Genomic DNA, 20,306 nt, shown 5'->3' with positions numbered 1-20,306 from the left:
TAAGTTAGCGGGTCAGACCGCCACCGGTAAGTGGTTGTGATGGTAAATCGCTGCCATGTACAACAGCGTGACATGTGGTGCACTTTGTGCCGAATGACATCTGCCATCCTTCAACACCATGCGGGTTGGCTGCGTCAACTTTAGCCGGGACGGTTGCTCCGGCCGGGACGCCACCAGGCATGTTGGGGGTTGGGTTCGCGCCCGGGGTTGTGTAGTTGCCGCTCGCCGGGTCGAAGCCCTTGCGCAGGATGTGAAAATGACCTTCATGGCACTGCAGGCAGAGGAAGGGCTCATTCTGAACCAGCATGTTGTTGGCCACCGAACCATGTGGGTCGTGACAGATGGTGCAGTCATCTTCTACGGGAGCATGGCCAAAAACGAATGGCCCCTGGTAACGGCTGTGACAGTCAAGGCAGAGGTCGTTGGTGCGCTCGACGGTATTCAACTCGCCGTGAGGATTGTGACAATCGCCGCAATTCATTTTGCCTTCCTTGATCGGATGATGGGAGGGGAAGTTGGCTTTTGCCTGTTGCTCCTGATGACAGGAATAGCAGAGCTCTGGATCCTGCTGCTTGAGAGCTGTTTTGCCGCCGGCATGAACAGAGTGGCAGTCGGTGCAGCCCACATCGGTAAGGGCGTGCTCGCTGTGTGTCCAGTCCATCAGTTTGCCGTCAGCGTGACACTTGGCGCAAATCGCTGCAGATTCTTCCGGCAGCAGTTCGCCAAACTTGAGAATCTGATCGCCGTCCGAGTCGACATGCAGGCTGCCGCCGCCATGGCAAGCTTCGCACCCTTCGGTGCCGCCCATATACTCGAATCCGGCCAAGCGCGAGTGAACACCTGCGCTCATACCTTCATGACACTCCGCGCAGGCCTCTTGGCCTACGGAAGTTGCGCCGTCAATAACTGGCAGTGTTAACTGCTTCTCCCTGATTGCTCCGGTGGCGCATGCCCCCAGGAACAGTAACAGGGGAAGGAGTTTGACCAGCCAGGACGTCCTGGATAGTGATACCTTCCTATGCATGATTTCTCCTTTTCATACTGACTACCTCAATTAAATGAATGTAACGATTTCCGGCCGATAATTTTTTTTAAATCCTCCTTTCTAAACCCTTCGACCGGAACGGAGTGAAACCGCTTATTTGACAACTGGAATCTATTGTATGATATGGCCCTTTGGTGGTAGGGTAAAACGAAACATTCTAATGGCTTCCATAAGTAATGTTTATAGTCTCTAATGTTGTATGTGGGTTTATAGATGGAAACGCGATATCTGAACACTCTGGTTGCTTCGGTTGAGTCGGGAACCTTTTCCAAGGCCGCGGAAATTCTGCATATTACCCAGTCTGCAGTGTCGCAGAGGATTAAGTTTCTGGAGGATCATTTCGGTCAGCAGTTACTTGACCGTTCCGGTCAGAGGCTTGCTTTAACCTCTGCGGGTAAAGTTGTTTTTTCCAAGGCTAAAGACATCCTCGATAAGGAGAGGGAGTTGCTGTCCTGTCTGCAGACGTCCAATGCCAGAAAACGTCTCTCCATTTGTTGCACACCAACTTTTGGCATGGCTTATCTCCCACAGGTTCTGAACGACTTCCTGCGTGTGCATTCCGATATGAATGATCTCAAGTTTATCTTCATGCAGCCGGAAGAGGCCTTGGCCGGGTTACGTCACGAGGAGTTTGACCTGGCGGTGATTGAGCATCGCTTGGATCTTGATTTTAGCGGATTTGATCGCTATTCCATGCCTGATGACGAGATGTTGGTTGTTGCCGCCTCATCGATGGCGCTGCCTAACGTGGATGGCACTGTCAAGCTGGAAGACCTGAAGGGCATGAGACTCTTTGCGCGCCGTGATGGCTGTAGCTCCAAGGAGTTGATGCGCAAGAATCTGTTGAGTTGCGGTTATAGCTTTGATGACTTTGAGGGCGTTATCGTTTCTGATGATTTACGCTTCACTCTTCAGTCTGTTCTCGCAGGAGACGGGATTGCCTACGTGTCACAGGCCTTGGTCAGTAATTACCTGGCCTCCGGAGAACTTGTCGGCTTGCGTGTGCAAGGTTTCGATCACACTCGCGGCAGAAGCGTTGCAGTCCTTCCGCAGCGTAGTGAAGAGGTCTTGTTGAAAGCGCTTCTGGAAAGCATCTTTGAGGTGGTTTCGCCTTTCTGGAGGCCAAAGTTGGTCAGTAGCTCTGCTTGATGTGGTTTGCTGTTGCTTACTATTCAACCTGTGGGTTCCCCCATAATGGGGAGGCCTTGGTCATTTTTGAAGAGGGTCTATGGATAAGCTTTTTAAGGGCGTTGTAAAGTTTCGCGAAGAAGATTTTGAAGCACACAAGGAGCTCTTCGAGTCCCTGGGTCGAAATCAGAAGCCGCACACACTCTTTATCGGCTGTGCAGATTCGCGCGTTGTACCGGACCTGATTACCCGCACCATGCCCGGTGAGCTGTTTACTGTCAGGAATGTCGCGAACATCGTCCCGCCCTATCGAAACACAGAGGAATATGCTGGTACGACATCATCGATAGAGTACGCTGTGCAGGCGTTGGAAGTGGAAAATATTGTTGTCTGTGGCCATTCCAACTGCGGTGGCTGTGCCGCTATGAACCAGTCTGAGGAAGAATTGGCTCACCTCCCACATGTCAGGCGTTGGCTTGCGATTTCCCAGGAAGTGCGCGCGCGAGTTGACCGTCAAATCGGTTCCGGGTCTGCGCAAAAACGTGAGTGGATGACGGAGCAGATCAATATCCTGGTACAGATGCGCAACTTGCTGACCTACCCCTATGTGAAGGAGCGTTATCGGGAGGGTCGTTTGAAGATTTATGGTTGGTACTACATTATTGAGACGGGTGAGATCTTCAACTTTAACGACCAGACTGAAACTTTCGAGCTGGTGGCAGCTCCCTAGCAGCCTGTCGGACAATCAATAAACTCGCTGCAAATTCGTCTATTTGGTCCATATCTCGGCTCCTTTTCGACCAATAGCGACGGCTATTCCTCTCAAATGAGTCAAGATCTGGCCTCAAATATTCAAATTTTCGCTTCAGTCCTGATTGTCCGACAGGCTGCTAGTCAATCGTCTTGAGCTTCCTTTTGCCCTCCCCAAACCGGATCCCAGCCGAACTGGCGCTTTAGCCTCTCGGTTGGGGTCTGTTCCAGAAATTCTTCCTCGCTAAAGCAAAATTGATAGCCGTTGCAGTATTCCATAAGGATTTCGTAGGCACTGTTGATTTCGCGAATCGCTTCCGGATCAGAGCTCTTGGCCCTGTCGGGGTGGTGCGCTTTGACGAGTTCCCGCTGCTTGTCCTTGATCTGGGCTAGATTGGCCCTCTCTCCTAGTCCAAATATTGAGACTGCTTTTTTGAAGTCCTGGTAGGTCATTTATTTTCTCCTGCAAAATTTCCGGATTTTTAATAGTAGAACAGCAGATTGGTTGTCATTTCAAGCCTTAAGGGGGGTTGTGCTTCGAAAGGATGATTTTTGTGAGACTACGTTCTGTTATATGTGGTAAAAAATACCTTGAAAAATATATGGGAAGAGTTATCCTTTGTTTGTCGTTAACCTTGTTGCAGTTTTTAGGGAGGCTCTTATGGAAGACTTGTGGCGTGTTAAAAGCTCTTCGGTTGATATGAAGGATCTGGCCGACTTGGCTGAGTACCATCGTTTCCTCGACCGTTTTAAAGAGGAGGAAGCCGACGACAACAAGCGTAACTTGTTGTATGGCGATGCGCGCCTGGATCTTGCCAGAGAGGTTGATTAGAGAAGGCCTTTTTGTCACATTGTGCCTCTCTGCCGGCTTAATATCTTGCGTGAATGTTTTGCCCTGTGCTAAAAAATATGCTTGAAGTCTTTATAAAAACAGCACTTTTAGAGAGGGTGACAAGCGTATGGACCTGCAAATCCTTCCCCTGGAAAATCTCAAACCCCGCCTTGATGACGAAAGCGAACTAACCTTCGGCAAGCAGTTCTCCGACCGCATGTTTGTCATGGATTATAAAGCGGGTCAGGGTTGGCATGATGCCCGTATCCAGCCCTATCAGAACTTCTCCCTCGATCCGGCCGCCATGGTTTTTCATTATGCACAGGAGATATTTGAAGGGCTGAAGGCGTTTCGTCGGCCGGACGGGCGGATCGCGCTTTTCAGGCCGATGGATAACTTCCGTCGTTTTAACCATAGCGCCCGTCGTATGTGTATGCCCGAGGTTGATGAAGCCTTCATGCTGCATTCCCTGAAAGAGTTGATCCGGCTTGAGTCAGACTGGGTGCCGCGCAATGAAGGGACCAGCCTCTATATCCGGCCAACCATGATTGCCTCGGAGCCGATGCTGGGTGTGCGGCCCGCCGAAGAATACCTTTGCTATATTATCGTCTGTCCGGTTGGTGCCTATTACAAGGGTGGTCTGGCGCCGGTCAAGATCTGGATCTCTGATCACTATGTGCGTGCTGCCGATGGTGGCACCGGGGAAGTCAAGACCGGCGGCAACTACGCTGCGAGCCTGTATGCTGCACGAGAAGCTGCGGAGAAGGGTTACGATCAGGTTCTTTGGCTCGACGCCAAAGAGAAAAAATATGTCGAAGAGGTCGGTAGTATGAACCTCTGCTTTATCTGTGACGGTAAGCTGGTAACCTCGCCGTTGAAGGGAACGATCCTTGATGGAATCACCCGGCGCTCGGTGCTGGAGTTGGCCCGCTATAACGGGATCGAAGTCGAAGAGCGTGCCTTGTCGGTTGGCGATATCTTTGCCGGTGTTGAGAGTGGTCGTATCACAGAAGCCTTTGGAACAGGAACCGCGGTTGTGATCTCGCCCGTTGGCCAGTTTACCTATAAGGGCCGTACGGTTGTAATAGGGGATGGTAAGACAACAGGGCGAGTGACGCAGGAGCTTTACGATACCTTGACCGATATTCAGTATGGTCGCATGCCTGATCCGCATGGCTGGGTTGATCTGCTTTGACCTGTTGTAAAAGCATTGTTTGAAACACGCCCCCTGCGCTTAAGCAGGGGGCGTTTGTGTTTATATATTACTCACTTCGAGCACATAATTACTCATTATCTGCTTTGTCCTCCCTGTGGCGAGGATTAAAGCGTCCCTTCCTGGAAACATCTTGAATAATAACTTCAAGTCTTTACAGCGCTTTTGGGTTCGTTTGATCCATCCCCGGACTATGTGGCATGGCGATTGCTATTTAGAAGCGCCCCGCTGTTCTGTTTTTACGTAATGGCCCTTATTCTAAGCACTTTGCCATGAACCAGGGACTTAATGAATGTTTTCAGGAGGTGCTCTAGATGTGCCGAATTGGTGCAATTAAAAGCTCAAACTATGTCCATCCCAGTCTCGCGCTGAAGTTGATGGAGTCCCAACAGAAAGGGCATGACAACTCCGGCTTTGCCATGGTCATGCACGATCTCGGTGGTCTCTTCGAAAATTACAAACATCTGCCGACGCTCTCCATGGCGTGCACGGATGAGGGTTTGAAGCTTGCCGAAGATATGCTGCACGAGGCAGGTTTCCAGCGTGTCATGCAGTGGGTTCCGGAAACTGACCCACAACCCGGTCTGGATATTCACGCCATGCCGAACTATGTTTTCGAGACTTTTGATTATCCACGTTATTTCCGTAATGGCGAACAGAAGGACAAAGAGGAGTTGCTCCTCGATATGCGCCTTAAGTTGCGTAAAGCTCTTGAGAAGGATGAGCAGGGCTTTGTCTACTCATTCTGGCCTGATGTCGTAACCCTCAAGGAGATCGGTGACCCTCGTGATATCGGTACCTACTTCAAACTTTGGACTCCGGACGAGAAGTTCACCGCAAGGGTGATCACCGCCCAATGTCGTCAGAATACCAACTACGATATCGTGCGTTACGCCGCCCACCCTTTTTTCATGCAGGGTTACACGGCGCTGGCCAACGGTGAAAATACTTTCTATCTGAAGAACGTTGAAGCCCAGCGCAAGCTGCATCGCGGCTATATCGGTTTCGAGTCTGACTCCCAGTGTTTCCTTTACACGCTCCATTACGTGCATCGTGAATTGCGTTGGCCGCTGCGATATTACAAGCACGTGGTCACGCCTTTACCCTTTGGTGACCTGGAGCAACGCGAAGATAAAGAGCAGCTTCTGGCAATGCGCCAGTCGTTGGCTCATCTGGAGATCAATGGCCCCAACACCATCATCGGGGTGTTGCCTGATTTCACCATGTTTACCTGCTGCGATGCCAAGAAGCTGCGTCCCGTGGTGGTTGGCCGTACCCATGACACAGTGGTTATCTCCTCCGAAGTCTGTGGTATCAACGACATCCTGCCTGACCGCGACTGGGAAACGGACATCTACCCTCATGAGCGTGAAATCGTAGCCATCGATAACAGCCTGGAGGTGCAGCGATGGAGACAATGAGAGTTCAGCATGTCACACCGAATGACATGCCCTGGAAAATCAAGTATGACGCCAGTCGCTGCACTCTCTGTGGTTCCTGTGTTTCAGCATGTTCCTTCCGTGCCATCGAATGCAAGGTAGAGCGTCGGCGCATGGTTTTCTCCGAAGGGGAACTGCCCGACCCACAACAACGCTTCTCCGCGGTACCGGTTATTCGCCAGGTCAAAGATGTGCAGCACTACTGTCGTGGCTGTGGTATCTGCGAGAAAGTCTGTCCCAACGATGCTATCGCTCCTGAGAGAAACCAGGACACCCGGCATCCGGTTATTACCCGCTGTCTCGGTGGCGATTCGATCAAGCGCGGTGGCCGGAAGAATCTCGAGTCGTCTGTGCGTACCCTCGACAAAATGCGCATCGGTCGTATTTCGCAGATGACCGACCCGAGTCTCGATGCGCAGCGGCATACCTTCGATCTGCTCGCCCCCTTTGGCCGCATCATGCCCGCTCAGAGTCTGCCGTTCAGCATCGATGACCAGAACAACCTGCAGGTGGAAGCCTCCATGCCGCCGGTGCGCTGGATCTACCCGGTGATTATCGGTGACATGTCGATCGGAGCCCTCTCCTGGCGGATGTGGGAAGCCGTCGCCATCGCCGTCGCTTACCTCAACGAAGAGTGCGGCATGCCGGTACGCATGTGCTCGGGTGAGGGTGGTGTTCCGGTACGTTTGCTCAAGAGCAGGTACCTCAAATACATGATCCTGCAGATCGCCTCGGGCCATTTCGGCTGGAACCGGATCGCCAAGGCGATGCCGCATATGGTCGAAGATCCCGCCGGTATCCTGATCAAGATTGGCCAGGGCGCCAAGCCCGGCGATGGCGGACTTCTGCAAGCCGGCAAGGTCGCCGAGCATATCCAGGCAATTCGTGGTGTGCCCAAGGCTGACCTGCTCTCACCACCGAACCATCAGGGCCTATATTCTATTGAAGAGAGCGTGCAGAAGATGTTCCTCTCTTTCAACTCGGCATTCAAGTTTCGCGTGCCTGTGGCGATCAAGGTTGCGGCGTCGTCGACTTCGGTCAGCGTTTTCAACAACCTGGTGCGCGATCCTTACAATATCGTCGGTGGTTTCTTCCTCGACGGCATTGATGGCGGTACCGGTGCGGCCCATGAGGTCTCTCTAGACCACACGGGTCATCCAATCGTATCCAAACTGCGTGACTGCTACCAGGCCGCGACGGCCCAGGGTCGTCAGGGCCAGATTCCACTCTGGGCAGCTGGCGGTCTCGGCAAAACCGGTGACTTGGCTGCGGACGCATTCAAAATGATGTGCCTCGGTGCCAACGGAGTTTTCACCGGTAAGTTGATTCTGCAGATGGCCGGTTGCGTCGGCAATGACATGGGCCGCTGCAACGCTTGCAACACGGGCCTCTGTCCGGTCGGTATCACCACTCAGGAAGAGCAGTTAGTGCATCGCCTCGATGTCGACCGGGTCGCCGAGAATATTGTCAATTACTTCCTGGCCATGGATACCGAGTTCAAGAAGTTGATGGCCCCGATTGGCAACTCATCGTTGCCGGTAGGTCGTTCCGATGCTTTGATCTCCACGGACAAGGCCGTCGCTGACAGGTTGGATATTCAGTACGTATGTTAAAGTCCGAGGCTAGAGGATGGGGTCTGGGGGCTGGTTAAATCTAGGCCCTAGCCCCAAACCCCAGTCCCGAACCTTCTTAGAGGTTTTAAATATGGCAGCAAAAATTTCAGGCTATGACGCGAAACAACGCCGCATCTCCACCCAAGCGCTTCTGCAGCAGATCTATCGCTCGCTGGAGCAGGGTGAGACGGAATTTGAGGTAACCTCTTCAGGACATCACAATATTGGTGGTCCTCTGTGGACGGAAGATGGTCGGCCGCTCAAGTTCCGGGTCAAAAACCCGGGTCAGCGGGTTGGCTCTTTCGGCCTCGAAGGAACGGAAATCGTGGTCGAAGGTTCGGCCCCTGCCGACGCCGGTTGGCTGAACGCCGGCGCCGAATTGACTATCCTTGGTGATGGCGGTGACACCACGGCCCACTGCGCAGCGAGTGGCAAGATCTATGTTGCAGGTCGCGTCGGTACTCGTTCCGGTTCGCTGATGAAGCACGATCCGGCCTATGACGTTCCGGAGTTCTGGATCCTCAAGAATACCGGCTCCTTTTCTTTCGAGTTCATGGGCGGTGGTATTGGTGTGGTCTGCGGTTATGGTCGTGAAGAGCTCCCCTCGATTCTCGGCGATCGCTCCTGCATGGGTATGGTCGGTGGTACCATTTATGTTCGTGGACCGGTTGATGGTCTCTCGGATGATGTCTGGGTGCTCTCCCTGGATGACGGCGATCAGGCTTTCCTGAAAGAAAACATGCCTGTCTTCTTGGGCAAGATTGGTCGTCCTCAGCTGGAAAAAGAGCTGACCGACTTTTCCGAGTGGCAGAAGATTGTTGCCAAGACTTACGAAGAACGTAATATCCGCTCGCGGACAACCTTGCGCGAATTCCGCACCCAGAAATGGGTCGGCGATGGCGGTATCTTCGCAGATGTCGTCAAGGATGATTACGCTCACGTCGCCGGTTTGGTTAATGCCGGTGCCGACCGCATCAAGATTCCGCATTGGCAGGATAAACGTTTCGGTGCGCCTTGCCAGGTGGCCTGTCCGTCGAATATCCCGACCCAGGACCGCATTAACCTGTTGCGCCAGGGGAAGTTCGAGGAAGCCCTCGAGCTGGTGCTAAAATACTCGCCGTTCCCGGCCAGTGTTTGTGGTGAAGTTTGCCCGAACCTCTGTATGGATGCTTGTAGTCGTCGTTACATCGATAAACCTGTCGCCATGAAAGAGCTTGGTCGTTTGTCGCGCAATGTCGCAGCTCCCGAGCTGAAGGCTGAAACAGGAAAACAGGTTGCAGTTATTGGCGGTGGCCCTGGCGGTTTAGCGGCGGCATGGCAACTGCGCCTGCTCGGTCATGGTGTGACCGTTTATGAAGCTGATGAAGAGGTCGGCGGCAAGCTGCGTCAAGTTATTCCGACGGATCGTCTGCCGGCAGATTCACTCGAATCAGAGATTCAGCGCATCAAGGATGTTGGGATTACGGTCAAGAATAAGACCAAGGTCGATGCGGCTCTTTTCGCCAACATCGAGAAAGAAAGCGATGCTGTCGTGATCGCCTCAGGTGCCCATAATCCCGTCGTGATCCCTTTCCCGGGACACGAACTGATGACAAAGGGTCTTGATTTTCTCAAGGCAGTCAATGCTGGCAAAAAGCCCAAGGTTGGTAAACGTGTCATTGTCATCGGTGCCGGTAACGCGGGTATGGACGTTTGTCTTGGTGCTTACGCCATGGGTGCAGAAAAAGTTCTGTGCATAGATATCCAGCGCCCTGCAGCTTACAAGCACGAGATCGACAGCGTTAAGGCTCTCGGTGGTGAAATCCGCTGGCCGGTCTTCACTGAGAAAGTCACTGCAGAAGGACTGTTGACCAAAGATGGCGAAATGATTGAGGCTGACGAGGTGATCATCGCAATCGGTGAGCGTCCTGACCTTTCTTACGTGCCACGCGAGTGGCTGACCGATCGCGGCATGATGGATGTTGATGCCTGCAACCAGGTGGTTAAAGCCAAAGGCGTTTTCTCCATCGGCGATACGGTTCAGCCTGGTCTGCTCACTCATGCTATCGGCGGTGGCCAGGAAGCGGCTCTCCTGATTGATGATTACCTGGCTGGCAAAGAGATCGAGCCCATTGTCAAACCTGAAATGATCAATCAGAGCTGCCTCTCCAAGGAACTGTTCAAGCCGCGCAACCGAGGTAAATTCTGCGTCACAGACGCCAAGGACGAGACGTTGCGTTGCCTCTCCTGCGGTACTTGCCGCGATTGCACCATGTGTCTCGAAGCTTGCCCGGAAGGCGCGATCAGCCGTGTCGAGAATGAGGATGGGACCTTCGAGTACGTCTCCGACGATGACGTCTGTATCGGCTGCAGTGTCTGCTCGGGCATCTGCCCCTGCGGTGTCTGGGCGATGGAGATCACGGTTTAGGGAGATTCCTCCTCCTTCAAAAAGAACCACAAGCGAAGGCCACCCCACTTGGGTGGCCTTCGCTCGTCTATCTTTAGATATAGTTCCTTGCACATTTGGTTCTATTGCTGATGAAAGCAATCTTCGTTAAAATGTATGTGAATGTGCCCGATGTCTTGGTAGACTTTTGGTGCACTGGTTGCTGATCCTAAATCAAGGGAGAAGACCAATGCTGGTAAGAATATTAAGGAATAAGGGTAATTACGATTACGTCAAACCGCAAATGCTGGACCGTTTAATAGAAACAGAAGAGATTATCAGCTTTTACAGAACCAGCGGGCCTGTTGTGCTTGGCGTTGACCCTGTACGCAGGACACAGAGAAAAGATTACTCTGGAGATGAACGTAGGCTTGCTGCCTGAGTCACTGTCTGGATATGGTTCATTTTATTGACGGCTCCTTTAATACTTGGGAGCCGTTTTCTTTATGTTTGAGACCAAACAGACTTTATTGCACTATTGATTTCGATACCTCACTTCTCACATCTCACTTGTCTTTAATATCCACACTCCTCTTCTTTGATCTGGCCGGCCACCCTTGTATAAATGACCGCATCTTGCTTAATTTTTCGAAAGTCTCCAACCATGAGAATTCGTTTGTTTTGTTCCTTGTTCCCCTTGTCGCCTTGCTCTCGTTTGCTATGGTTACAGTATAAGAACGATATAGCCCTTTTGGGGAGGCTATTACGTGATGAAAAGTATCCTTGTCATCTTTTTGCTGCTTCTGTATGCCCTTCCATGTGCGGCTGAAATCCAGACTCTTGAAAATAAGCCGTTATATGCCTTGAGTATCTACGGCGGTCAGATGACCGATAACAGTATTGATGATTTTTCCGACAGTTTCTGGGGCCTTGATTTTGAAGACTCCTATCTGGTCACCCTTGCTCTGGCGAGACGCATTGGCACCTATGACGAGCTGGCCAGTTTCGAGGTCGAAGGGCAAGTCGTCAAGCATTTTGAGCAGCAGGATCACTGGGAATTTAATGCGTTGCTGACTGCGCGTTGGGAGGCTTTTTGGTGGGACAGGTCCCTGGATACCAGCTTTGCTTTTGGAGCAGGTCCCTCTTACGCAACCAATGTTCCCGAAATAGAAGTGGAAAGAAGCGGTGATTCCGAACGCTTGCAGGTTTATCTGCTGGTGGAGCTGGAGTTCGTCTTGCCCTCTCATCCCAATGTTGCTTTTATTACTCGCATACACCATCGCTCAAACGCTTTTGGTGTCGTCGCTGAGGATGGTAGTTCTAATGCCCTTGCCCTGGGTTTAAAGTTCAAGTTCTGACTTAGCTTTGAATCCAGAGATTGATTGCCCTTGGAAGTAGGATTCTCAAAGTTAAGAGTCAAAAACGCCGCCGGACGATAATCTGTCCGGCGGCGTTTTCTTTATGTTTGAAATGAAAGAGGCTTAGCTCTTTGCGATCAACTTCCGTAACTCCTCACTATCGGGTGTTACTAGTGTCTTAACACGCTCGGCATTGACCCGTGCCACGATGATCTGACCAACTTCGGTCTGGATGTCCTCGTAAAGACCTAGTCCGAGCATCCCTTTTGCCTGCCGCTGATTGTCTTCGGTCGGTGTGACGTAGTGAACCGTGTCGACCTTGTAACGGTGAATCAGGAAAAGCGAGATCAAGGTCATCAGGCGTTTCTGGCGGAAGTCCTCGCTGAAGGTGTTCTGGTCGCGGATCGACAGCATGTTGCGGTCACGACGATCCTGCAAGGTGGCAAAGATGATGTTGGCCATCTTGGTGTTTTTCTCATCGATGAGAGTGAGTTCCAAAAGTTCCGAACCCGAGACATGAGGCTTGAGGACAACCCTCAACTTCACATCCAGATTGTAGTGGTCGGTCCAGAGCTTGAGCCAGTCGGCGAGGCGCTTTGGTGGAACTTCGGTTTCTACCAGGTGCTGGAATTGGGTGGACCCTTTCCCCATCGCCTTGGTGGTGGCGGTACCGCCGGAAGCGGCCATCAGGCCAGCATCGGATCGCGGGCCGCCGACGTAGCTCTGCGGGGTCTTGAAAGGCGAATCGATCAGTCTCAGCTTGCGCTGCAGGCGGGCCAGGGCGAGCATGCCGTCTTCCTTGAGGGCAGTGGCGAATTCTTCGCCGGCCAGTCCGTCCACTTGATGGCCGCCGTAAGTGATGAAGTTAAAGACAAAACCCAGCTTGCCCAGTTCAGCCGGGAACCGGCGCATTTCCTCTTCGCTCATGCCGGTCGTGTCCCAATTAAAAGACGGGGACAGGTTGTAAGCGAGCATTTTGTCGGGATAGACCGCATGAATGGCGTCTGCGAAAATCTTCGCGTCGTGCAGGTCTGCTGTTTTGGTCTCCATCCAGATGATGTCTGCAAAGGGTGACACAGCGAGGGATTTGGCGATGGCATAAGGGATACCGCCCCTGACTTGATAATAGCCCTCGGGAGTGCGTGCAATATCGCAGTTCCAGATGATATTGAAACCCATAGAGCGTGCTTTCTCCCGTGCTTCGACGAAGGAAGAATTCTCTACGTAAGCATGCCACTCCTCTACGCTCATCGGTAATTCCGAGCCCTCGTCGAGGTGAAAGGCCATGACATCGGCAACGGCTTCACCGTAGGTTTTCAGGCTGGCTTCCATCTGCCAGAACTCAAGAAGACGCGTGGCGGCGTGGTCAAGTGCTGCGTTAATGTCGGCAGTATTGTGGCTGGGCAGATTCTTGATTGCCTCGTCGATTTCAGCGGACAAGCCGGTTTTGTCGAGCCACTTGTCGGCCACGGCATAGGCGGCTTCCGAGATGCGGTACATCAGATGGCCGTTGATCTCGGCGATCCCTTTACTGCTGAACTGGCGCATGATTGCCAAGAAGGAGGTTTTGTAGTTGGGGATATTGGTGTTGGTGGCCCCGAGAATAAATTGGTGGTCACGTTCATCGCCGCGGCCGTCGAGGAAGGTGGCGGCTTCTGCATCGGTACGAGCCACGATGATGCCCGGCACCTTCATGATGTCGAGTTGCAGACGAGCAGCGTTAAGACGCTTGACCTGCTCATCCACCGGTACCAGGACCTTGCCAGCCTGATGTCCGCATTTCTTGACACCAGGTTTCTGGTCTTCAATATGATAGCCGGCCACACCCACTTCAACAAAGCGACGGACCAGGTTCCGCACGTGGGCATCGCCACCATGGCCTGTGTCAGCATCGGCGATGATGAATGGCCGGTAGTCGATTTCTGGAATTTGGGAACGTTCTTCTTCACTCATGCGCAGACGCAGGAAGTACTGGTTGCGGTCAGCGGCCAATAACGCCCTCACCAGAGGTGCGGCTTCGTCCGGGACCTGGCTTAAAGGATAGCTGGCCAGGTCTGGACCGGGGTCTTCGTTGCTTGAACCTTTGGATGAGGTGGCCCAGCCACCCAGATAGATCCCCTCGATACCAACGCGCTTGATGGCGACGGCCTGGCTTGGAGAGTAGGGGCCAAAAGTCGTGATCGACTTGCCTTCAGAGAACAGCTCGCGCAAACGACTGTGAAATGCCTCTGCGGCATCTCTGGCGATGGTGTAGTCAACCGGAATGGTGCCACGCTGCTCGACAACCTGGTCGGCGGTGTAAAGTCTTAAAACGCCTTCAAAGCGTGGGCTGGCGAACCAGTCACGGGTAATTTTAACCTCTTCGGTGAATGTACTCATGCTGCCCTCCCGGCGGGTAAAGTGTCCAGATTTTCGGTGATACGCACGCCTTCGTTTTTGAAGGCTTGTAGGTATTTATTGATGCGTTCTTTGGCGATAGCCAGATCATGGTTGTTGAGGTTGATATTGAGCAGGTCGATGTACCAGGGCGCCTTGATCGCGTCGTTGACGTAAGCCTCGACGATTGCTCGTGCAATCGGCAAAGTAGTCGTCTTGGAATTGTCGTAGACGTCACGATTGTCTGCTGCAAGCAGCTTGGCGTATTCCTCTTCGAGCAGGCGCTCAAAAATCTCAAGAGTGAAGACGTCGCCAGTTTTCAAACCGGTCTCTGCATCGTCCTCGGTAAGGGCGGCACCCTTGTGAATCCATTCCCAGAGTATGCTCAAGCGGATCTCTCCGGTGGCCATGTCTTCCATCAGATAGAGAATGTCATCGTTGCCGAAGTAGTCGGCCGGTTTCAAGGCCGCGGCCTGAAGGCCCTGGCCGAAGGCGTTGCCGTACTGCAGGGCTACGCTCAGCAGGTTGCGGGCACCGCGCACTGTGCGTGGTGCGGGCTCAAGCAGGGTCAGCCCCGCGGCGTCCTCGGCGGTGTAGGTCAAACGAGGGAACTCGCGACCGCTCTGATTAGCTTCACCGACCTCTTCCCAGACCGGGCGGATGATGTGGGCCATCTTCCAGTGGGCGATCCACTTGCCGCTGGCCCCTTCCTGTTGTTCACGAACGGCACCGGCGCGTGCTTTTTTCATGCTGTTGGCGACACCTTCTTTTGATCCCACCGGGATGTTCGGCTCCATACCGCCCTGCCAGAGGGCGTAGTTGCCATTGGCGTCCGGGGTGTTGACAGCGCGGCGCACGCGATCTTCGTAATTGCGCATGTAGCCGTAGGTCATGACGATCGACTCAATGTTGGGATTGATGAATTCCGGATCCCAGCAGTTGGCATCGGAGACGCTGTTGATGTAGTCCCAGCGGCCGGTGTTGAAGCCGACAAAATGACGGTCAAGAGCAGCACGGATTTCCATCAACTGGAAGGTTTGCTCAAGCTGTTCTACCAGTACGTAGACTTTTATGGTGCCTTCCTCGAGGGCCAAATGCCCTTCGAGAGCGCTCAGCAGCTTGTTCCAGAAGCCGGCTTCTTCTGCGGTCTGGATCTTTGGCAGGTAGAGAACAATAGAGGAACCCGCATCGAGCAGTGCTTTATGATTATTGACGACATAGAGAGTCATGTCGACGATCGAAGCAGAAAGCGATTCGCCGTTGACCCGAATATGGCGATCATCAAGGTGCAGACCGCGGGCACGGAAAATCTTGGTGGTGAAGTCAAGCTGGGCTTGCCAGTCGCTGATAATGTCGCGACCGAAGAAATCCTGTGCCCAGGCATTCATCTCCTTGGAGACCTCTTGGGCAACTTCAAGAAAGAGCGGGTCACGGGCGATGGCGAGCTTGAGGCTGACCTGGTTGTCCAGGGACATTGTGGTGATCTGACCGAGGGCGTCTTCGCCGTCGAACATCCAGCCGTCTGCTCCGGAAAGCAGTGCGTAAGCCACGTTACGCAGATTTGCTTTGATTGGAGAATTGGGCTTGGCTGCCGGACCGGTTCCTTGCAGCCACTGGCGTTGCAGGTCGTGAGGGATGACGGCGCCGACAAACTTGCCGTCGCGGGCGTCCTGTACTTTTATGCCGGTGCCTTTTATTTCTACCTCAGGGTCGAGGAAGGTGATCGGTTCTTTGGCCTTGATGCGTGCGGCGCGTCTTTGCGTGCGCTCAGACATCAGCCGGTTGCGTTCTGCATTGTGCTGAGACATAAAGGAGATTGCTGGGAGTGCTTCGGGTGTGTAAACGGCTGAATACTGCTCGGCGAGGTCGTCCCGGATTTGCAGATTCACGCCTTCTCGAGTCGTTACTGTCGTGCTCATCTGTGTTCCCTCCAGCGCGGTGAAAAAGGTTTCACCGAATAATTAGCGGTTAGAGTTAATATATGACCATTTTGGTCAGTTAATAGATTTTTACCTTTCAGGTCAATAGATTTTTTTTGAATATGAAACTTTTTTCTGATGTGTGTCGTCAAAGTCGAGATTTTCTTGACTGATATGTCTTGAATTACTGCCTTTCAGGATAGCGTAATTTTTTGAAGATGAAAGTGATGGAGAAGGTTGTTCTACAAAAAATCAATTAAATGCGAAACGCTTAAGCAGGGGGCTGGAGCCTCATGAGCGGAAAGGCATAAAGCGGCAGGGCCCTCCCGAGCCCCAACCACCAGCCAGTCTTTGACCACCATCTGTTAAAACAGAGCACTTTGGGCGTGACAAAGATTATGGTGTGTTGTAGAAATTGTCGGCACAGTCTATTAAAAATGATTTCCCGGGGAGCAGCCAAGTGGTCGCTCCCCGGCTTTGTGAGGAAGACATGATTCATCTGACCAATATTACCCGCCAGCACGGCACCCATATCCTCTTTAAAGATGCCAGTTTTCAAATTACCGCAGGAAGTCGAAGCGGACTGGTGGGGCCGAACGGAGCGGGCAAGTCGACGATCTTTCGCCTGATCACTGGTGAGGAAAACCTGGATGGAGGGGAGATCAGCTGTAACAAGAAGACAGTCATCGGTTACTTCTCCCAGGAGGTTGGTGAGATGTCAGGACGCTCGGCGTTGGCAGAGGTGATGGCGGCGTCTGCACGGACCATGCAACTTGGTGACGAGATTAAGGCGATGGAAGCGGCCATGTGTGAGCCGATGGAGGATGACGCGCTCGCGACGCTGCTGGAAAAGTACGGAGACGCCCAGGAAGAATTTGAACATCGCGGCGGCTACGATCTGGAGAATCGCGCACAGGCGGTCTTATCAGGTCTCGGTATCGGTCCGGAAGATTATCAGCGGCCGGTGGAGAGTTTTAGTGGCGGTTGGAAGATGCGCATTGCCCTGGCGAAGATTCTGACCATCAATCCCGACGTACTGCTTCTGGATGAGCCGACCAACCATCTCGATGTCGAATCGATCGTCTGGCTGGAAAGCTGGTTGTCGACCGAGTTCACCGGTGCCGTGGTCATGACCAGCCATGATCGCGAGTTCATGAATCGCCTGGTGACTCGCATCGTCGAGGTCGGTAACGGCACTATCACCACCTACGGCGGCAATTATGACTTTTACCTCCGAGAGCGTGAGGTGCGCCGTGAGCAGCTTCTGGCCAGTCACCGTCGTCAGCAGGAGATGCTCGCCAAAGAGGAAGATTTTATCGCGCGCTTTGCTGCCCGGGCATCACACGCCGCCCAGGTACAGTCGCGGGTCAAGAAGCTCGAAAAGATTGAGCGGATTGAAATCCCGGCCGAACAGAAAGTGATTAAGTTCGAATTCCCCGAGCCGCCGCGCTCTGGTGATGATGTGGCCAAGGTCGTGCAATTGGCGAAAATCTGGCCAGTGGAAGACGGTGCAGATAAATCGGTCTTTGGTGGCGTGTCCGGCTTGATACGACGTGGTGAGAAGGTTGCCGTGGTTGGGGTCAATGGTGCTGGTAAGTCGACTTTTCTCAAATGCCTGGCGGGTCAAACCGAACCAACCTCCGGCACGATGACAATAGGTGCTAACGTCAACCTCGGTTATTTCAGCCAGCACTCGATGGAGCTGCTTGATCCTAAGAAAAGTGTGTTCGAGACCGTGCAGAATGCGATGCCGATGGCTTCCATCGGTGTGATCCGCAATCTCTGTGCGGCCTTCCTGTTCCAGGGTGATGATGTCGATAAGCGTATTGACCGCCTCTCAGGTGGCGAGAAAAGTCGACTGGTCCTGGCAATGTTGCTGGCCAGGCCGATCAACTTCCTGGTCCTCGATGAGCCGACCAACCACTTGGATATCCAATCACGCGAGGTTCTTCTAGAAGCTTTGAAGAACTTTGCCGGCACGGTCATCCTGGTCAGCCACGACCGCCATTTCCTGCGTTCACTGGTGAATCGGGTCTTTGAAATTGATCACGGCGAGATGATTCCTTACGAAGGGAATTATGAGTATTACCTGCAAAAAAGCGGGCATGAAAATTACTGATAAAGTTCAGGTATTGTCAGTATGTTGTAGCTATAGAACGATATGGCATTCGAAGAGCAACAGATTGTTAATCTGTTGCTCTTTACTTTTAAGATCAAAGCATAACCGGCGGCTCGCGTGCCGCCAGACGCCATCCTTTTTGTCTAGGCGGCCACAAAAAGGATGCAAAAAAGGCCTTGCTCCTTGCGGAGGGCAACTCCTTTGCCTGATTTCATCGCCTTTAAGATGCGGCACAAATAAAGAATCCGGCCCTAGTCGAGGGCCTTCCAGATCGTGTTCTTTTGCAGCAAAAGACAAAAACACACCTTTGAGTAACATGAACCAGAGCCATAGAGGTTCTAAAGGGCCTCGGGGCTAACGGGGGATGTGTAGACTGCCAAAGATTTATTCCGATAATATTTACCACCAGAATGAATCGAGTAAAAAATGCACAGCGCAGCGCCAAAATTTCTTTTGCTTCGTTTTCTTTTTCGCTAAAAAAAATGACGTTGCTGTCGGGCAACCCCGACGGTTTTGTTTTTGTCTTTTAAATGTCAACGTTCGACAAAAAAGAGCAACAGATCAATAATCTGTTGCTCTCAAGAAATAGAAAGCTCAAAAAGTTATACATCGCTGCTACAAAACACAAAAAACAACGAACTCAGCCAAAAATAAAGTTATCTTTTTCCCAACGCCTTTTGCATCGCAGGTAAAGCCACCCCACGAATGATATTGGCGCCCATGTCTCCGAGCACTGATTCCAGTGCGCCAATGCAGAGCAGGATATTTTCGGCCCGGCTGGAATGACCCATCAGGCCGATTCGCCACACCTTGCCGGCCAGTGCACCCAGGCCAGCTCCTATCTCTAGGTTGTACTCCTTGAGCAGTCTGCTACGTACCTTGGCGTCGTCAACCCCGTCTGGGATGCTGACTGCATTCAATTGCGGCAGGCGGTCCGCTTTGTTGACGACGAACAACAGCCCCATTGCCTCCAGCCCTGCTCTGAGTGCGAGGTGGTTCTTGTAATGGCGATCCCAGGCCCCGTCGAGTCCTTCCTCTCTTAAAATCAAGAGTGCTTCGTGTAAAGAATACAGAGCGTTGATCGGCGCTGTGTGGTGATAGGCTCGTTTGGCACCTTCTCCCCAATAGCCCATCACCAGGTTCAGATCGAGAAACCAGCTCTGCACCTTACTCTTGCGATTGCGTACTTTTTCAAGAGCGCGCTCATTGAAGCTGACCGGAGACAGGCCGGGGGTACAGGAGAGGCATTTCTGTGACCCGGAATAGATCGCATCGATCTTCCATTCGTCCACCTTAACAGGCGTACCGCCGAGGGAGGTGACGGCGTCCACGATGGTCAGGCAATCGTGGGCGTGGGCCAGCTTGACCAGTTTTTCTACATCGGACTGTGCGCCGGTTGACGTCTCGGCGTGGACCATGGCAACGATCCTGGCATCTTTATGGACTTTTAAAGTTTCTTCCAGCTTGTCCGCATTGATCGCTTCTCCCCAGGGGTCTTCTACCATCACTGCTACGCCACCACAGCGCTCGACATTCTCCTTCATGCGACCGCCAAAGACCCCGTTCTGACAGACAACGACCTTGTCGCCCGGCTCCACCAGGTTGGCAAAACAGGTCTCCATGCCCGCAGACCCGGGCGCCGAGACAGGCATGGTCAGGGCGTTGTCTGTTTGAAAGGCGTACTGAAGAAGCTCTTTAACTTCATCCATCATGGTGACAAAGGCCGGATCAAGATGACCGATCGTCGGTCGGGAAAGGGCCTCAAGAACCCGCGGAGGAACATCGGAAGGGCCCGGGCCCATTAGAGTCCGAACAGGTGGGTTGAAAGAATGAATTAACATTGAACGATCCTTTGCAAAAAGAGAATGTGAGTTTTTGGAAACGGGCAAAGCTATGAAGAATCATACCTGTTCTCCCCTGTGGGTCAAGAGATGAGTCATGTTTCGCACACTGTTGTTAAAATCCCCACTTTTTCACTAATTGTTGTTAAATTTCAACAGTTTGTATGGTTTGAAGGGGATGTTTTAATGAGGAGCCTGTAAGTTAATTATGACATTTTCTGTTTTGTTTTCAATGGTTTACGGATTTCTCTGCCGAAAAATCATTTCATTGGCACTTCTTATGCAGCCTAACTGTTCAGGATCATGGT

The 20,306-nt window shown here is 52.5% G+C and carries 15 protein-coding genes; 10 read left to right on the top strand and 5 right to left on the bottom strand.

Annotated features, from left to right (window positions below; all coding sequences use genetic code 11):
- Positions 1–4: 4 nt before the first annotated feature.
- Positions 5–1,024, bottom strand: a complete 1,020-nt coding sequence (locus tag P9J64_13120; GenBank protein ID MDG5469263.1) for a GSU2203 family decaheme c-type cytochrome — start codon at positions 1,022–1,024, stop codon at positions 5–7.
- Positions 1,025–1,258: 234 nt separating this feature from the next.
- Here P9J64_13120 and P9J64_13115 point away from each other — a divergent pair, with 234 nt between their 5' ends.
- Together P9J64_13115 and P9J64_13110 are read left to right on the top strand one after the other, a co-directional pair.
- Positions 1,259–2,194 carry a LysR family transcriptional regulator gene (locus P9J64_13115; GenBank protein ID MDG5469262.1) on the top strand — a complete coding sequence of 312 codons (936 nt, stop codon included), beginning with the start codon at positions 1,259–1,261 and terminating at the stop codon, positions 2,192–2,194.
- A 79-nt stretch (positions 2,195–2,273) separates the two neighbouring features.
- Positions 2,274–2,903, top strand: a complete 630-nt coding sequence (locus P9J64_13110; protein MDG5469261.1) for a carbonic anhydrase — start codon at positions 2,274–2,276, stop codon at positions 2,901–2,903.
- Positions 2,904–3,067: 164 nt separating this feature from the next.
- Here the strand turns inward: P9J64_13110 and P9J64_13105 are convergent, their stop codons facing one another.
- Positions 3,068–3,376, bottom strand: coding sequence for a J domain-containing protein (locus P9J64_13105; GenBank protein MDG5469260.1), 309 nt, complete (start codon positions 3,374–3,376; stop codon positions 3,068–3,070).
- A 208-nt stretch (positions 3,377–3,584) separates the two neighbouring features.
- On the opposite strand from P9J64_13105, the gene P9J64_13100 reads away from it, so the two are divergent.
- The 7 genes from P9J64_13100 (at position 3,585) to P9J64_13070 (ending at position 11,743) form a co-directional block, all read left to right on the top strand.
- Positions 3,585–3,755, top strand: a complete 171-nt coding sequence (locus tag P9J64_13100; GenBank protein ID MDG5469259.1) for a hypothetical protein — start codon at positions 3,585–3,587, stop codon at positions 3,753–3,755.
- A gap of 127 nt (positions 3,756–3,882) precedes the next feature.
- Positions 3,883–4,950, top strand: coding sequence for a branched-chain amino acid aminotransferase (locus P9J64_13095; GenBank protein MDG5469258.1), 1,068 nt, complete (start codon positions 3,883–3,885; stop codon positions 4,948–4,950).
- A gap of 332 nt (positions 4,951–5,282) precedes the next feature.
- On the top strand, positions 5,283–6,389 hold the full coding sequence (locus tag P9J64_13090) for a glutamine amidotransferase family protein (protein MDG5469257.1): 1,107 nt from the start codon (positions 5,283–5,285) through the stop codon (positions 6,387–6,389).
- Positions 6,377–8,020 (top strand): glutamate synthase-related protein, encoded by a 1,644-nt coding sequence (locus tag P9J64_13085; protein ID MDG5469256.1) that lies wholly within the window; start codon positions 6,377–6,379, stop codon positions 8,018–8,020. The genes P9J64_13090 and P9J64_13085 overlap by 13 nt, the downstream gene beginning before the upstream one ends.
- A gap of 91 nt (positions 8,021–8,111) precedes the next feature.
- A complete protein-coding gene (locus P9J64_13080) occupies positions 8,112–10,427 on the top strand; it encodes an FAD-dependent oxidoreductase (protein ID MDG5469255.1) in 2,316 nt (771 codons plus the stop codon).
- Positions 10,428–10,635: 208 nt separating this feature from the next.
- Positions 10,636–10,827, top strand: a complete 192-nt coding sequence (locus P9J64_13075) for a hypothetical protein (protein ID MDG5469254.1) — start codon at positions 10,636–10,638, stop codon at positions 10,825–10,827.
- 328 nt (positions 10,828–11,155) lie between these two features.
- Positions 11,156–11,743, top strand: a complete 588-nt coding sequence (locus P9J64_13070) for a hypothetical protein (protein MDG5469253.1) — start codon at positions 11,156–11,158, stop codon at positions 11,741–11,743.
- A 123-nt stretch (positions 11,744–11,866) separates the two neighbouring features.
- Here the strand turns inward: P9J64_13070 and aceA are convergent, their stop codons facing one another.
- Positions 11,867–14,122: an isocitrate lyase ICL2 gene (gene aceA, locus P9J64_13065; GenBank protein ID MDG5469252.1), complete on the bottom strand. Its 2,256-nt coding sequence runs from the start codon at positions 14,120–14,122 to the stop codon at positions 11,867–11,869.
- Positions 14,119–16,038 (bottom strand): malate synthase, encoded by a 1,920-nt coding sequence (locus tag P9J64_13060; GenBank protein MDG5469251.1) that lies wholly within the window; start codon positions 16,036–16,038, stop codon positions 14,119–14,121. The genes aceA and P9J64_13060 overlap by 4 nt, the downstream gene beginning before the upstream one ends.
- A gap of 490 nt (positions 16,039–16,528) precedes the next feature.
- Between P9J64_13060 and P9J64_13055 the strand changes: the two genes are divergently transcribed.
- A complete protein-coding gene (locus tag P9J64_13055; protein ID MDG5469250.1) occupies positions 16,529–18,157 on the top strand; it encodes an ABC-F family ATP-binding cassette domain-containing protein in 1,629 nt (542 codons plus the stop codon).
- A gap of 656 nt (positions 18,158–18,813) precedes the next feature.
- Here the strand turns inward: P9J64_13055 and P9J64_13050 are convergent.
- Entirely contained in the window at positions 18,814–19,998 is a 1,185-nt protein-coding gene (locus P9J64_13050; protein MDG5469249.1) for an alanine--glyoxylate aminotransferase family protein, read from the bottom strand.
- Between the last annotated feature and the right edge of the window lie 308 nt (positions 19,999–20,306).

This window comes from Deltaproteobacteria bacterium IMCC39524 (genome assembly GCA_029667085.1).
Taxonomy (GTDB): Bacteria; Desulfobacterota; Desulfuromonadia; order Desulfuromonadales; family BM103; genus M0040.
Note: the sequence above shows the minus strand (reverse complement) of the source record. Positions and strands in the feature narration are given on the sequence as shown.

Excerpts from the sequence above, each read along its gene's own strand:
- P9J64_13120 (MDG5469263.1), bottom strand. The coding sequence starts at position 1,024 with ATGCATAGGAAGGTATCACTATCCAGGACGTCCTGGCTGGTCAAACTC.
- P9J64_13095 (MDG5469258.1), top strand. The coding sequence starts at position 3,883 with ATGGACCTGCAAATCCTTCCCCTGGAAAATCTCAAACCCCGCCTTGAT.
- P9J64_13115 (MDG5469262.1), top strand. The coding sequence starts at position 1,259 with ATGGAAACGCGATATCTGAACACTCTGGTTGCTTCGGTTGAGTCGGGA.
- aceA (MDG5469252.1), bottom strand. The coding sequence starts at position 14,122 with ATGAGTACATTCACCGAAGAGGTTAAAATTACCCGTGACTGGTTCGCC.
- P9J64_13070 (MDG5469253.1), top strand. The coding sequence starts at position 11,156 with ATGAAAAGTATCCTTGTCATCTTTTTGCTGCTTCTGTATGCCCTTCCA.
- P9J64_13075 (MDG5469254.1), top strand. The coding sequence starts at position 10,636 with ATGCTGGTAAGAATATTAAGGAATAAGGGTAATTACGATTACGTCAAA.
- P9J64_13055 (MDG5469250.1), top strand. The coding sequence starts at position 16,529 with ATGATTCATCTGACCAATATTACCCGCCAGCACGGCACCCATATCCTC.
- P9J64_13105 (MDG5469260.1), bottom strand. The coding sequence starts at position 3,376 with ATGACCTACCAGGACTTCAAAAAAGCAGTCTCAATATTTGGACTAGGA.
- P9J64_13090 (MDG5469257.1), top strand. The coding sequence starts at position 5,283 with ATGTGCCGAATTGGTGCAATTAAAAGCTCAAACTATGTCCATCCCAGT.
- P9J64_13060 (MDG5469251.1), bottom strand. The coding sequence starts at position 16,038 with ATGAGCACGACAGTAACGACTCGAGAAGGCGTGAATCTGCAAATCCGG.
- P9J64_13080 (MDG5469255.1), top strand. The coding sequence starts at position 8,112 with ATGGCAGCAAAAATTTCAGGCTATGACGCGAAACAACGCCGCATCTCC.
- P9J64_13100 (MDG5469259.1), top strand. The coding sequence starts at position 3,585 with ATGGAAGACTTGTGGCGTGTTAAAAGCTCTTCGGTTGATATGAAGGAT.
- P9J64_13085 (MDG5469256.1), top strand. The coding sequence starts at position 6,377 with ATGGAGACAATGAGAGTTCAGCATGTCACACCGAATGACATGCCCTGG.
- P9J64_13050 (MDG5469249.1), bottom strand. The coding sequence starts at position 19,998 with ATGTTAATTCATTCTTTCAACCCACCTGTTCGGACTCTAATGGGCCCG.
- P9J64_13110 (MDG5469261.1), top strand. The coding sequence starts at position 2,274 with ATGGATAAGCTTTTTAAGGGCGTTGTAAAGTTTCGCGAAGAAGATTTT.